This window comes from Paenibacillus sp. FSL R7-0297, assembly GCF_038009025.1.
Classification (GTDB): domain Bacteria; phylum Bacillota; class Bacilli; order Paenibacillales; family Paenibacillaceae; genus Paenibacillus_AQ.
On record NZ_JBBPAQ010000001.1, the window covers coordinates 2,403,363 to 2,417,863 of the forward strand.

Genomic DNA, 14,501 nt, shown 5'->3' on the forward strand with positions numbered 1-14,501 from the left:
ATGCAGAAGAAGCGTGCGAAACCCGTATACATGCCCTTGGCCTACAAGCTGCTTATTTCCTATCTGCTGCTGGTGCTGACACCGGTTATCGGCATCGGAAGCTACGCCTATGTCTCCTCCGTGCGTTCCACTGAGGAGCACACCAGAAGCAATCTGGAGGTGGCTGTCAGGCAAATTGCCAGCAACGTCGATTACCGGCTGAAGGATGTTGTCCGCAGCACCGACGAGCTGTACGCGGATCAGACCCTCTCGCGTTATTTGACAGGTTATCATTCCGGCTGGGAGAAATATAGCATCATGTCGCAGTATATTCTTCCCAGGCTGGAGAATGCTGCGAATCTGCCGGACCCGGAGGTCAAGCTGTCCGTATATGTCAGCAACCCTAATGTCGGAGAATTCTATTACAACGAGAGTGCAGCGGGCGATGTCCGTAAGTACTCTCTATTTCACATGGACCGTATTAAGAATGAAGACTGGTATAGAGGGCTAAAGCTGCATTACGGCTCCTATGAATGGCGGCAGGTGGGCAATGACAGGATGGACGCGAGCATCTCCTACCTGCGTCCCCTGATCAATTACGATACACTGCAGCTGAACGGCCTGATCAAGATGACGGCGAATATGAAGTATATCTTCTCTGATGCCGGCTCCGGGCAGCTGGGCGAGGACAGCATCCTGTTCATCGTGGATAATGACAACCGTCTGCTCTTCATAAGCTCCCGCAACAAGGTTAAACCGGATTTGCTGCCCTCAGCCGCTTCAGGCTATATTCAGCAGCCGGAATCCTATATGCAAATTAGACAGCCCGTTACGAATATGCCCGCCAGCGTGGTGGCTTGGATTCCCTATTCTTCACTGCAGAAGAATTCACAGCAGGTCCGAAATGTGACCATCGGCATCTGTCTGATCACTCTGATCCTGCTCTTTCTGATCAGTCTGGTGATGTCCCAGTATTTTGCACGGAGCTTCCAGAAGCTGATCGCTTCCCTGAAGTCTTTTAAGGAAGGGGATTTCCACAAGCGGATGCCGGTGCAGGGCAATGATGAGTTTGCGGAAATCGGCAGTGCTTTTAACGACATGGCTTCAACTATACAGCGGTTAATCGACGAGGTCTATGTCGTCAACCTGGAGAAGAAAGAGACCGAGCTGCAGGTACTGCATTCCCAGATGAATCCGCATTTCCTGTATAACACCTTCTCTTCGATCAGCCGGATGGCCAAGCTGGGGGAGATCGATAAGCTGCATGAGGTCATCCGTTCGCTGGCCAGGTTCTACCGGCTGACGCTGCACCGCGGGGAGATGATTATTCCCGTGGAGCAGGAACTGCAGATTGCCGAGTCTTATCTGGATATTCAGCGGATTAAGAATGTGGACCGTATCCAGGTGGCTTATGATATTGCACCGGAGGTTCTGGAGAGCGAGAGCGTGAAGTTTATTCTGCAGCCGTTTGTGGAGAATGCGCTGGAGCATGCCTGGTACGATGATGAGATTTCGCTGATCATCCGGGCTTACCGGGAAGGTGCGGATATGATCTTCGAGGTGGAGGATAACGGGCTCGGGATGAAGGAAGAGCTAATCGGGCAGATTCTGGAGCCTGCGGGCCAAGGAATCGGCTATGGCATCCGCAATGTGGATCAGCGGATTCAGCTGCAGTACGGCAAGCAGTATGGCGTAGCCATTCACAGCTCGCTTGGTGAAGGGACATTGATCCGGCTCCGGTTTCCCTGCCGCCCGTATCAATCTGTGCAGGACGAGGCCTAGAAACGGTGTGCCTACCGGATTATGAGCAGAAGGGGCTGTCCCAAGCAGCCATTTCATGGCTTTGGGACAGCCCCATTAGGATATGCAGGGCGGATCAACGGGTTCCGTCTAAGTCTAAGTCAGAGGCTGGACCGGCTCTGCCTGCTCCGTATTGCGCGGAGGGTTGAAGCGGTACACGATGTAGCCGACGATGAACGGCAGGATGATCGTGACAATACCGGCGCCGATGTTCACCTTATCCTGCATGAAGATCAGCGTAGCCCCCATCAGGATGCTGTCAAACACCACATGGCTGAACATCACGGCGATGAAGCCATAGCGCAGGAAGATATAGCTGAACAGCAAACCTATTACCGTAAGCTCAATCGGCCGTGAGCTGACCGGATAGATCGGGTAGAGTGTATGTCCGAGCGCCCAGATCAGCGTAGTGATCAGTGCAGCGATGAAGGTATTCTTCACGAGCTTCTTGAGCATCCGGATACCGAACAACCGGTACACAGCCTCTTCAGAGAGACCGGCAAGCCAGGCGACAATCGGCAGCAGCCAGGCGTATTTCATATTGTAGGGAGACTGGCTGGCATCCGTGGTGGACCAGTTATCCAAGGCGAAAGACAGAATGATGAACATGAACGTCTGCACGCCGAGCAGGATGAATGCCCATACATAGCCGGCACGGATGCTGTCCAGTACATACTGGCCGTAACCGGGCTCTTTGGCGCGGGGCCAGGGATTAAGACCCTCCTTGCGCCACAGCCCATCGCCTCCGACCAGTGAGAAGTAGAGCAGCGATGACATCAGCAGGCTGTAGAGAACAAAGATGATGAACATCAGAGCGGCAGTGATACGCGCTGTGGCACTGTCTCCACCTGATTCAGGAAGTACATTGTAGCTGCTGACCATCATAATCAGGAAGTGGGCGGAGCTCAGGAAGATCCCGCGCCTCCAAGAGGTATGTTCCCGGCGTAGAATGCTGTAGATCAGCGCCAGAATCCCCAGAAGCAATGTAGGCAGACCATAGCCGAATAAGGTGAGCTTGTTGGCCAGAGAGGTCTGTTCGTCTACGTAAGCATCATGCCAGGCGGGAGCAGAGAATCCGGCACGGAAATAGGAGACCTCTCCGCCGGAGAAGTTGAAGTTATAGTGCAACGTAGATTCTCCGACCTTCACCGAGCTCTCCGTATAGACAAGCCCGTATTCAGCACTGTTAGCTTCTATCTGCAGCTTGGCGGGGTTTGCTCCCCATAACTGCAGCCATGGGCGGGCCAGATTCTCTTTTCGCTCAAGGGGAAGATCCGCTTCACTGCTTACAGTGTTTGCTGTTGAAGCAGGGTTAGTTACAACTTTTGCAGGCACTTCCCCGTAATCTAGTCCTGCAGCAGCATCGGCATCGGCTCCCCGGGCAAAAGCCACTACCTCTCCTGTATACATATTGACATCCACCGAGAGCAGGGCATCCGCCTCCCCTGCAGTATAGAGAGCCGCATGGTAGACATCATACGGGTACCGCTGATCCAGCTTGTTCTTGGTGTAATCCTCAAGCAGCTTCTCCCGGGACATATAGCCGTAGAAAGAGGCATCTGTCTTGTATAGGACAATCCATTCATCCTTGACCCCAGCTTCGTGGCCGAGCTGCTGTGCTGCGAATGCGGCGGCTTTGTCTTGAACTTCGCTTTTGCTGATCATTGCTGTGTCCTCACCGGAGCCCTGGATGAGCTGGGGGGCGACCTGGAACATGACAAACACAATAAGTCCAAGAATTCCAGCAAGGATAAGTTTGGTGGTGAGGGGCCGCTGCTGTAGGGGCTGGCCGACGGAATTCATGAAACGCCTCCTTGAAATGAAGTACTCTTGTAATTTCCATTATAGTATTACTTGCCGGGCAGTTACAAAAAAATGCCGTATTATCGTTTTACGTGGAGAGGTCCAGACTTATGCTTGTTTATTTTCAAAGCGTATTATAAGAAAGAGAAGGATTTATATGCTTCACAAGCCGCTTCTGCTTGTATCGAAAATGAATCTTTGTGAAGTCAGGCAATAACGTATATAATTTTGTATGTTTATTTGATATTGATGAATTCGTAATAGCTAATATGGATACTGTGAAAGGATGAGAGGTTTGGCTTCACCATTCTCAAAGATTAAAGGATTCAAATTTCTGAAGCTCTCTCCGCCGCAAATTCTGGTGATTGGGTTTGCTGCTATGATTAGCATAGGTACCCTGCTCCTTATGCTCCCGTTGTCCAGTGTAACCGGGCATCCACTGGGCTTCATCGACGCGCTGTTTACGGCTACCTCTGCAGCCTGTGTGACCGGACTGGTCGTTGTGGATACGGGAACCTATTTCACCGGATTCGGACAAGCTGTCATTCTTGTACTCATTCAAATTGGCGGACTGGGCTTCATGACCATGGCCACTCTGTTTGCGCTGCTGCTGAAACGCAGAATCTCGCTGCGCGACCGGCTGATTCTTCAGGAGGCTATGAATCAGAGCTCGATGGAGGGAATCGTGCGGCTGATCCGCAAGGTGCTGGTATATTCCCTGGTGATTGAAGCTGCCGGAGCAGCCGTGCTGACCATCCGCTGGGCCGTTGATATGCCGCTGAGCCGTGCGCTATATTATGGTCTGTTTCATGCAGTATCATTGTTTAATAATGCCGGGTTTGATCTTTTTGGCGGCTATCGCAGCTTGACCGGATATGTAGCTGATCCTGCGGTAAATCTTGCAACGATATTCCTGATTGTATCCGGCGGTATCGGCTTCATTGTCATGTCGGATCTCGTGGAATTCCGCCGTACGCGCAGGCTGTCTTTGCACAGCAAGGTGGTGCTGTCGATGACCGGGGGACTTATTTTTACGGGGATGGTCGTCATCTTCATCTTCGAGTTCACCAATACCCGCACTCTTGGGCCGCTGAATTTCGGGGGCAAGCTGTGGGCTGCCCTGTTCCAATCGGTCACTCCCCGGACGGCCGGGGCCAATACGCTTGATATCACGGGGCTGCGGCAGGCAACGCAGTTTTTCATTATCATTCTGATGTTTATCGGTGCCTCTCCAGGTTCAACCGGCGGCGGAATCAAGACGACGACCTTCACGCTGATGGTCGGAGCTGTAATCTCTATGCTGCGCGGGCGGGAGGATATCGTACTATTCCGTTACCGGCTGGCCCAGGAGCGTGTGTTCAAGGCGCTGACCATTACGCTGCTGGCCCTGCTGCTGATCGTTGCGGTCTCGATGGTGCTCTCCACCACGGAGGACCGCGCTTTTCTGATGATTCTATTCGAGACAACCTCGGCGTTTGCCACCGTGGGGCTGAGTCTGGGACTGACGCCGGAGCTTACTCAGGTCGGCAAAATCCTGATCTGCCTGACCATGTTCGCCGGACGGCTTGGACTCCTGACGCTGGCCTATGCACTAGGGCCAAAACAGGGTAAACCTTTGTATAAGTATCCGGAAGGCAAAATGATAATTGGATAAGGGGAAATCGAGACATGAAAGCACAGCAATTTGTTGTAATCGGCCTGGGCCGCTTCGGTTCAAGTCTGGCGCTTGAGCTGATGTCCATGGGCTATGAGGTGCTTGGGATTGACCACCAGGAGGAGCGGGTGGAGGAGATGACCGGCAAGCTGACCCATGCGGTGATGGCGGATGCTACGGATGAAGGGATTATGCGCTCCCTCGGGGTGCGTAATTTCGACTGCGGAGTTGTGGCGATCGGGGATAATATGGAGCGGAGCATTCTGGCTGCAATTCTGCTCAAGGAGCTCGGCGTCAAGCAGGTGGTCGGCAAAGCCATCTCGATTCTGCATGGACGCGCATTGTCGAAGCTGGGCGTGGACCGGGTGATTTTTCCGGAGCGTGATATGGGAATCCGTGTGGCCCACCAGCTGGTGACACCAAACTTACTGGACTATATTGAGATCTCCAAGGACTACAAGATCGTTGAGCTGACGGTGCCTGCCTGCATGGACGGCAAAAGCCTCGCAGAGCTGAACACACGGGGCAAATACGGCTGCAGCATTATTGCCCTGAACCGCGAGGACGGCATTATCGTTGCCCCGACCGCACACGACTATGTGCATCAGGGGGATATCATGGTGGTGATCGGCTCCAATGACAGCATCGGGGAGTTCGAGGATGAAGCGGTGAATGCGGATTAGGTGCAGAATTCCAGTCTGCGTATCTCTATAAAAGAATGCAAAAAAACGCCAGGCTGACGTGCAGCCGGGCGTTTTTTGCTCTTCAGAAAGACGGCTACATCCGGATGTCAGTCCGGCGGTATACCATCCACCCAGCCCCCGCGCATAGGGCGATGATCCCCCACAGGAGGAGAGTGGTTCCAGGCTCGAACATTGCGGGATCTGTCGAGAATAATGCGAAGTTCTCCATGTACTCCATAGAGGGGAACATTTGGGAAATGAGGGCGACAGATCCGAAATACACGATGGCCAGGAGGGTTCCAATGATTACTCTGAATCTGTAAAAACAGGCGCCGATCAGGAAGGTGGCTACCGAGACATCGAGCAGCGTCAGCATGAACATGTACGCGGAGAGCAGGAGCGGCCGGTCCACATCAACCGGGAGTCCAATCGAAGGAAGAACAGCCCGGCCGATCAGATACACGGCAGTCTCCGCCAGCGCAGCCGTTATGCAGAAGGCCAGCAGGGCAAACAGCGAGCTGACGTAGAAATTGCGGCGGGTCACACTGAAGCTGCTCATCAGCGGAAAGGTAATAGCCACTGTAACGATCATGCTGACGATCATGAAGATAGACATAATATTCCGGTTCACGCTGAAGATATTGTCCGCCGTTCCCATATCCCAGGCGGGCAGAAACTTCATCATCAGTACCAGGGCGGTGTCCACACAAATGAATATACTCAGCAGAATCAAGGCGCCTCTGCGGTAATCCTTCAGGTGAAACATCATTAAACTACGGTAGCTCATCGGTTTCCGCCTCCTTGCGAATTCTCTGCATCGCGCAGCGTCAGATATACGAACAGCTTCTGCAGCGGAACCGGAGACAGCTCAATGCCCTGATCCTGGAGCATTCTGTGTTCGGCGGGGCCGGAGAGATTCTCAAGCGCAAGCAGCAGCTTGCCTCCCAGGCGTTCACTGTGCAGTACGCGGACATCCCCCAGCAGCTTCTCCAGCACGGTAGCGGGCCCGGAAGCATAGACGGCGTTGGCGGCAAAATCCTCTACAGGACCTTGGAAGGCGATACGACCTCTTTTGAGATAAACCATCCGTTCAAACAGGTTCTCCGCTTCTTCGATCAGGTGTGTAGTCATTACAAAGGTGCGTGGATAATTGCTGTAATCCTCAAGCAGGGTCCGGTAAAAGATTTCGCGCATCGAGGCATCCAGGCCGATTACCGGTTCATCCAGCAGCGTCAGCGGAGCACGGCTGGCCAGCCCCTTAATGATCCCTGCCATGGATTGGCCACCGCGTGACAGCTGCTGGTAATTCTTGCTGCCTTTAAGCTGGAATTTGTCCATCAGCTCTCTGGCCAGCGGCTCATCCCAATAGGGGTAGAAGATCGAGGCGAACTTGAAGATTTCCTTCAAGGAGTAGTTCTCCCAGGAGCGTTCATAGGTCTTGACCAGACAGATCTGACTTAGTGCCGCTGCATGCTCATTCACGTGAACGCCGCCATACGTGACCAGTCCGCTGTCTGCGAACCTCTGGCCGGCAATGAGGGAGAGCAGGGTGCTTTTGCCGCTGCCGTTGGCTCCGATCAGTCCATGAATCATCCCCGGCTCCAGGCTCAGCGAGATATCATGTACGCCCTGGCCTCCGCGGAAAATCTTGCTCACATGGCTCAAATCGAGCTTTGCGCCGGATGGAATTACCGCTGCTTCATGCTTCTTCTCCGTACCCGTCATCGGTTCTCATCCCCCTTACGGATCATTTCAGACAATTGCTCCGTAGTAATGCCCAGCTTCGCGGCCTCACGGATCATTGCCACCACATATTGCTCATAGAACTGCTGTTTGCGCTTATTCGTCAACTCGGAGCGTGCTCCCGCTGCAACAAACATTCCGATCCCCCGCTTTTTATACAAGATTCCCTGCTCTACGAGCAGATTCACACCTTTGGCCGCCGTTGCTGGATTGATGCTGTAAAAGGCTGCGAACTGGTTTGTGGAAGGCACCTGTGTCTCCTCAGGCACGGTTCCATCGATAATGTCATTCTCAATCAGCTCCGCAATCTGCACGAAAATCGGCCGGTTGTCATCCATCTGGATACCCACCGCTTCACCACCTAACTGGTTAATTACTTATGTAACTAACCTTAGTTGGAAATCGGTCCGGTGTCAAGTGACAATCCCCTGCAAAGACGGAAATGGGCTTCGGCTAAGGAATAAGTGGCAGGTGGCTTGCTAATATTTCGAAATTGTTTGAAAAAATTTCCTATGCACATATGTAAAAAGTAATTTGAAATGTTAAACTAAAAACATTGAAGTGATCCGGACGGAGAGATTTGCCGCGAGGCACAGAATAATTGTATCAGGGGGTTGGAAAATTTAAATGTAAGCGGTAACATATCGATACGGCCAGCTGAGATATGGACATAAGATAATTTCAAGGCAGCTACATATAGAGACATCCTTAGGGGGATACAAATATGAAAAAAACACCGATGATCCTGCAGCTGGCACTGATTCTATTCTGCATCATGGCAATTCCGACAGCGATTCTGACATGGTACAGCGGGTCACAGATTATACAGAACTCAGAGGTAGCCATTGGAGAATCCACGCTTGCCGGGCTGAATGCGAGCCGCAAGTTAAATGAGAACGCGCTTGCCAATCTGGCTCAGGACACGTCGCGTCTGGCGGCGACGAATATTTTTGACCGTATCCGCAGCTTTGAGACCTACGATGAAATTAACGCAAATTACAACAACGTGAGCCTGGCACTCTCCGTAACGAAAGAACTGCTGAACTTGAACCGCCGGGTAGACGGTGTGTACTCTTCGTACTTTTATCTGAATGATTCGGATTATGTGTTCTCTACTGACAACAGCATCACGACGCTGGAACGGTACGAGTCCATCGATTGGATCAATGAAGCGCTTGAAGGACGCAGAGGTATCAGCGGGGTTTGGGTTCCCCGTAAGCTGGAGTCGGGAGAAAATGTTGTATCGTATGTGTATCCCCTCAATCGTCTGTCATCCACAACCCGCGGAATTATCGTAGTCAACCTGAAAGAGAGCCAGATCGGCAAATATCTGCATGCAACAGAGAGCGGAGACAGCAACTATCTGCTGCTGGACTCGGACGGCAAAGTCATTTCCTTCAATGACCAGTCCCTGCTGCTCTCCGACGGCCTAAAGCTGCCTTTCCTTCAGGAAATACTGAACCAGGGAGCTAGTGAAGGCTACACTTTCCGCGAACTGGACGGCAAGCGGATGGTGTACGCCTGGAGCCGCTCGGCATTGTCCGGATGGTGGAATGTAAGCTGGAGCTCCATGGATGAGCTGATGATCAGATCACGGGATATGAAGGGGAATATCATTCTGCTTACCGGAGCTATCATATTGCTCGGGACGCTGCTTGCCATCTTTCTTGCAACCTGGCTGTCCAGGCCCCTCCGGCAGCTGGTACGGACGATCCGCTCGAAGAGCGACCTGGGTGTGGTCAATAAGAATGAGCTGGCCTTCCTGAATATGGCGTTCAAACGCATGCAGGAGGAAGAGGAAAGCCTGTTCCAGCTGCTGCAGGAGCGTGAGCAGGATACCCGGAGTCTTGCTGTTCACCGTCTTTTGCGGGGTGAGATTCCGCCTCGGATCACGGAGGCTTTTCCGGAAGTATGCTACAGAGTTGTTGTGGTGTCTATCGACCAGTACCGGCGGTATGTAGGCAATACCAATGTGGAGACACGCAGCTATCACCGGTATCTGCTCAATGCGAAGTATGAGAGCTTCTTCCCGGAGGGGATACTCGCCCGCAGTGTATATCATAACGATGGCTGTATAGTGATTGTGCTGAACTTTGCTCCAGATGAGTCCGGGGAGAAGGAGGAGCTGCTCCGTCAGGCGCTGGAGCAGATCCGGGATCAATCCCTCGAAATGCTGGAGCATTCAGTCACGATCGGGGTAAGTGATTTGGCTGATGCACCCGAGAGGGTTGCCCTGCGGCTGTTTGAAGCGATGGAAGTCATCAAACACCGGATGATCAACGGGGCGGGAAGCATTATGTACTGGCACGATGAAGAGGAGGGCAGCCGCAAATATCTCGATTCCGAGAGCAGTGAGCGGAGGATTCTCAACTTCCTGGATGCCGGTGATCTGGCGGGGATATTCAAAGAGCTTCAGAGCATCCGCAGCCAGATCGCTTCGGAAGAGAATATTTCCTACGATAATATTATGTTCATCTACTATCAGCTGATGGGGGCAACGATCAAGCACCTCCGCGAGAATCATATCAGCACAGGCCGGATGGTTATGGGCAGAGGGAATGTGTACTCCATTCTTGCTGCAATGGATACACTGGATGAGCTGGAGGAATATCTGCATGGTTTCTTCACTGAAATCGTACAGAGCCTGGACCGCAGCACGTGTGAAACCAATCATGCGGAACGAATCATTCATTATTTGAAGAAAAATTTCCGTGAAGAGATTGTGTTCGAGGATATGGCCAAGGAAATCGGCATCAGCTATTCTTATATGCGCAAGATCGTCTATGAGCAAACCGGCAATAGCATGATTGATTTTGTGAATCAGCTGCGGATCGAGAAGGCCAAAGAGCTGCTGCTCGATACAGAATGCTCAATCAAGCAAATCGCAGCAGAGGTTGGCTATTATAATGTTCAGAGCTTCAACCGCTTTTTCCGTAAATATGAAGGCATGCCGCCAAGCAGCTACAAATCGGCCAAGAGTAAGAGCTCCTAGGAGCCTTTTCCTGGCCGGAGGGGCTGCTTTCTTTACTTCTTGAAAGCGCTTTAATTTTGGGAATGCCTATCATATTTGATCATTATAATGCTGCAGAGGCCTTTGAGAGCGCACTTCAATCAAATTTGATGGTGATCATCAATACTCATGATTTTCAATATCAGGCAAAGGGGCTAGCATAGAAATCGAGCCGGAGGACATTGGCCGGCAAGAAGAACATTGGAGGCAGGAGGTGACAATTTTGAAAGTTGCGAGCGCTTCACAAACAAATCACAGTCCTTTACTAAAAAAGAAACAGGGATTCGGATATTATTTGCAGCGTGACTGGCAGCTCTACCTGCTCGTTATGCTTCCGCTGGCATTTGTAATCGTATTCAAATATTTGCCGATGACCGGACTTGTAATCGCTTTTAAGGATTACAAAATTGCTCGGGGCTTCTGGGGCAGTGACTGGGCCGGAATGGAGGTTTTCCAGGAGCTTTTCGCCAAGGCTGATTTCATTAAGGCCGTCCGGAATACGCTGCTGCTCAATGTGCTTGATCTCTGCTTCAGCTTCACGATGCCGATTGTACTGGCGCTGCTGCTGAATGAGGTCAAAAGCATACGCTTCAAGCGCATTAATCAGACGATACTGTACTTGCCTCACTTCCTGTCCTGGGTCATTATCGGGGCTATCGCTTACCAGCTTCTCAGTGAGGGAGGCGGTGTGGTCAACAATCTGATTGAACTCATGGGCGGTACCCGTATTCCGTTCCTGCAGGAGGACAATAACTGGCTGATCAGCTATCTGGCCATCGGCGTGTGGCAGAGTATGGGCTGGGGTACCATTATCTACCTGGCGGCGATGAGCGGGATTAACCCTGAGATGTATGAAGCGGCTACGGTCGATGGAGCAGGACGCTGGAGAAAAGTGTGGAATATCACGCTGCCTTCCATCCGTGCGACTATTGTGACCTTGCTGATCATGGCTCTGGGGAAAGTGATGGACGGCTCCTTCGAGCGTATTTACGCTCTGCAGAATAAAGCCACCACAGAGTTCACAACGACCATTCCGGTGCTGGTATACCGCTGGGGGATCGAGAGCGGCAACTTCAGCCGGGCGACAGCCATCGGATTATTCCAGTCCGTTATCGGTATTATTCTGGTCATCTCCGCGGACCGTGTAGCCAAGAAACTTGGCGAGGATGGAATATTGTAGAAAGGAGAGGAACCATGAAAGCAACAGCCGGGGGCTCTGCCGCACCCCATAAAGCACGTATAGATACCTGGGAATTTCTGATCCGCTTCGCAATCATCGTAGTCTCGCTCATATGCCTGCTGCCGTTTATTCATGTCGTATCGAAATCCCTGAGCTCTGACTCCTTTGTCATTGCCAATAAGGTCTTTCTGTGGCCGCAGGGCTTCACCATCGAAGCGTACCGTAAAATCTTCGCGGATGCCAGTATCCTCCGTTCACTGTATATCACGGTTATCGTGACTGTACTGTTCACCATTCTGGGGATGATTCTGACCATCTGCGCCGCTTACCCGCTGTCGAGAGCCCAGTTCAAGGGCCGCCGGGTCATCACCTTCATCTTCCTGTTCACGATGTACTTCAGTGGAGGCATCATCCCAGACTATATGAACATTAACAATCTGGGACTGATGGATACGATCTGGTCACTGGTTCTGCCCTTGTCGTTCAGTGCCTTCAATCTGCTGATTATGAAGACTTCGCTAACACACGGTATACCGGTAAGTCTGGAAGAATCAGCGCGGATCGACGGTGCCGGGCATTTCCGGATCCTGTTCAGCATTGTCCTGCCGCTGTCCAAGCCGATTATGGCGACACTGGCGCTCTTCTACGCAGTCGGCCGCTGGAATGCTTACCAGGATGCCCTGTTCTATATTAAGCATGAGATCTCCCTGCGGCCGCTGCAGCTCAAGCTCTATTATCTGGTTATCCAGGCGAGTGAAAGCTTCCAGCTGGAAGCCACCCAGGTCCAGCTTAGTAATCCGGAGGTCCTTAAGGCATCCGTTGTAGTATTTGCTACTCTGCCTATTCTCTGTGTGTATCCGTTCGTCCAGAAATACTTCGTTCAAGGTGTTATGCTCGGAGCGGTCAAGGAGTAATCTGGGGCTCCAGTATATAGTAATTCTATTTGAATCCGAAAATTAGAATGGGGGAATTTTGATGAATAAAAGAAAAATGTATTCGTTAATGATGGCATCAGTCATGACGGCTGGCATGCTGGCCGGATGCTCCGGGGGAAATAACAACGCTAAAAATGCAAACACTGATCCTACCACAGCCCCGGCAGAATCAGCAGCAGCCACGAACCAGACTGAAGGCAGCTTCCCTGATTACTCCAAGGGCTTCGAGAAGAAGGTCTCGCTGGATATTCCGGTCTACGAACGGGCGTATGAGGGCTGGAATGTGTCCGATAACTATTATACCCGCTGGGTACAAGCGGAATTTGGCGACAAGTACAATATCGAAGTCAATTACGTGCCGATTACCCGCGCCAAAGAGGTAACAGATTACGAGCAGCTGCTGGCATCGCATAAAGCCCCTGATATCATCTTCCATTACGATATGCCGCAAGCGCTTACTTATTATGGTGAGGATGTTATGCAGCCGCTGGACCATGCTGAAATCGAAAATTACGCACCAACGTATTGGAAAAACATGGGTCCTACTATTGAGCAGTATGGTACAGTGGATGATCAGAAAACCTTCTTCTTCGCTGCCCGCCCTGAAGCCGACAACTTCGTCAACATTATCCGCAAGGACTGGGTTGAAAAGGTTGGCATGAAGGTTGAGGATTTGACTTCGCTGGAGAAGTACAACGAGATGCTGGCGAAATGGAAAGAGGCCGGACTCGGTGTGACCGGCGGCAACCTGCTGCAGAACTTCTACAACTTTAACTATGCTTTCCGTGAATGGCCGGTTGACGCGAAATATCGTGCGCTGTATTCCGACCTTAGCGTAGCTGACCTTACCACGGCTGATACAGAGGCTTACCTACGAAACCTGAACTATCAGTATAATAACGGTCTGCTTGATAAGGAATTCTATCTGCGTAACGACGAGCCTAAAGTCAAAGCTGAATTTGTTTCCGGCAAAACAGGGAACTTCGCGTTCTACCTGGCAAACAATACGGATGTATTTGCAGCTACCCTGCAGAACAACCCGGAAGCTGAATTTGCCGTAGTGCCTCCTTACGCAGGTGTTCCGGAAGGTAACAAGCCTCAAGGACGCGCTTACTGGCCGTTCGGCTTCATCATGGGAATTAACTATGAATCGACACCTGAGGAACGTGCTGCGGTATGGATGTATCTCGAATGGCTGAGCCAGCCGGAGAACCTGTTCAAGTTCCAGAACGGTATCGAAGGGGAGAACTACACACTTGACGCAGATGGCATCGCTCTGAAGAATCCTGATTTCAAAGGCGAATCTGTCCTGGCACAGAACAATAACAAGGACTACTGGGGCCTTGTGACTGAAATTGCACAGTATCCTGATGCGGCCAAAACCCGTACGGCTAACCTGCGTAACTGGGCGCCAGCCGGGTACGAGACGCTTGCTGATGATTTAGTGAAATATTACGACGAGGTTGCGGAATTCCGCACGCCGGATGCGCTGTTCAATGTAGTGCTTGAAAAGGTAAACGAGTATAAGGCGGACCTGAACACGCTGTTCCAGGAGCTGTACGTGAAGGTCGTGCTCTCCCCGGAAGCTGAATTCGACGCCACCTATGAAGCAGCCAAGAAGACTTACCTTGAAGCAGGCTACCAGGAAGTTCTCGATGAGAAGCAAGCTGCCATTGATGCAGGTAAGTTCCGCTAATTCTATGTCATAAAATCT

At 51.6% G+C, this 14,501-nt stretch carries 11 protein-coding genes; 7 read left to right on the forward strand and 4 right to left on the reverse strand.

Going from position 1 to position 14,501, the window contains the following annotated elements; all coding sequences use genetic code 11:
- The gene (locus MKZ24_RS10640; RefSeq protein ID WP_042239355.1) at positions 1-1,761 is read left to right on the forward strand and encodes a sensor histidine kinase; all 1,761 of its coding nucleotides are present in this window, start codon (positions 1-3) and stop codon (positions 1,759-1,761) included.
- Positions 1,762-1,875: 114 nt separating this feature from the next.
- On the opposite strand, the gene MKZ24_RS10645 is transcribed toward MKZ24_RS10640, so the two are convergent.
- Positions 1,876-3,582 (reverse strand): CPBP family intramembrane glutamic endopeptidase, encoded by a 1,707-nt coding sequence (locus MKZ24_RS10645; RefSeq protein ID WP_042239353.1) that lies wholly within the window; start codon positions 3,580-3,582, stop codon positions 1,876-1,878.
- Between the two features lie 286 nt (positions 3,583-3,868).
- Here MKZ24_RS10645 and MKZ24_RS10650 point away from each other — a divergent pair, with 286 nt between their 5' ends.
- Both MKZ24_RS10650 and MKZ24_RS10655 read left to right on the forward strand, forming a co-directional pair.
- Positions 3,869-5,236, forward strand: coding sequence for a TrkH family potassium uptake protein (locus MKZ24_RS10650; RefSeq protein ID WP_042239351.1), 1,368 nt, complete (start codon positions 3,869-3,871; stop codon positions 5,234-5,236).
- A gap of 14 nt (positions 5,237-5,250) precedes the next feature.
- Positions 5,251-5,919 carry a potassium channel family protein gene (locus MKZ24_RS10655; RefSeq protein ID WP_042239349.1) on the forward strand — a complete coding sequence of 223 codons (669 nt, stop codon included), beginning with the start codon at positions 5,251-5,253 and terminating at the stop codon, positions 5,917-5,919.
- A 94-nt stretch (positions 5,920-6,013) separates the two neighbouring features.
- On the opposite strand, the gene MKZ24_RS10660 is transcribed toward MKZ24_RS10655, so the two are convergent.
- From MKZ24_RS10660 to MKZ24_RS10670, 3 genes are read right to left on the reverse strand one after another with little or no spacing between them, the layout of a single operon-like run.
- Positions 6,014-6,706, reverse strand: coding sequence for a hypothetical protein (locus tag MKZ24_RS10660; RefSeq protein ID WP_042239338.1), 693 nt, complete (start codon positions 6,704-6,706; stop codon positions 6,014-6,016).
- Positions 6,703-7,644, reverse strand: coding sequence for an ABC transporter ATP-binding protein (locus tag MKZ24_RS10665; RefSeq protein WP_340782768.1), 942 nt, complete (start codon positions 7,642-7,644; stop codon positions 6,703-6,705). Before MKZ24_RS10665 ends, MKZ24_RS10660 begins: the two co-directional genes overlap by 4 nt.
- On the reverse strand, positions 7,641-8,012 hold the full coding sequence (locus tag MKZ24_RS10670; protein WP_156123362.1) for a GntR family transcriptional regulator: 372 nt from the start codon (positions 8,010-8,012) through the stop codon (positions 7,641-7,643). The genes MKZ24_RS10665 and MKZ24_RS10670 overlap by 4 nt, the downstream gene beginning before the upstream one ends.
- 374 nt (positions 8,013-8,386) lie before the next feature.
- Between MKZ24_RS10670 and MKZ24_RS10675 the strand changes: the two genes are divergently transcribed.
- The 4 genes from MKZ24_RS10675 to MKZ24_RS10690 all read left to right on the forward strand — a co-directional run bounded on the left by MKZ24_RS10675 (position 8,387) and on the right by MKZ24_RS10690 (position 14,483).
- On the forward strand, positions 8,387-10,654 hold the full coding sequence (locus tag MKZ24_RS10675) for a helix-turn-helix domain-containing protein (protein WP_042239330.1): 2,268 nt from the start codon (positions 8,387-8,389) through the stop codon (positions 10,652-10,654).
- A 241-nt stretch (positions 10,655-10,895) separates the two neighbouring features.
- Positions 10,896-11,852, forward strand: a complete 957-nt coding sequence (locus MKZ24_RS10680; RefSeq protein WP_042239326.1) for an ABC transporter permease — start codon at positions 10,896-10,898, stop codon at positions 11,850-11,852.
- A gap of 14 nt (positions 11,853-11,866) precedes the next feature.
- Positions 11,867-12,766 (forward strand): carbohydrate ABC transporter permease, encoded by a 900-nt coding sequence (locus tag MKZ24_RS10685; protein WP_340782775.1) that lies wholly within the window; start codon positions 11,867-11,869, stop codon positions 12,764-12,766.
- 61 nt (positions 12,767-12,827) lie between these two features.
- Positions 12,828-14,483: an ABC transporter substrate-binding protein gene (locus tag MKZ24_RS10690; RefSeq protein WP_042239325.1), complete on the forward strand. Its 1,656-nt coding sequence runs from the start codon at positions 12,828-12,830 to the stop codon at positions 14,481-14,483.
- Positions 14,484-14,501: the final 18 nt, after the last annotated feature.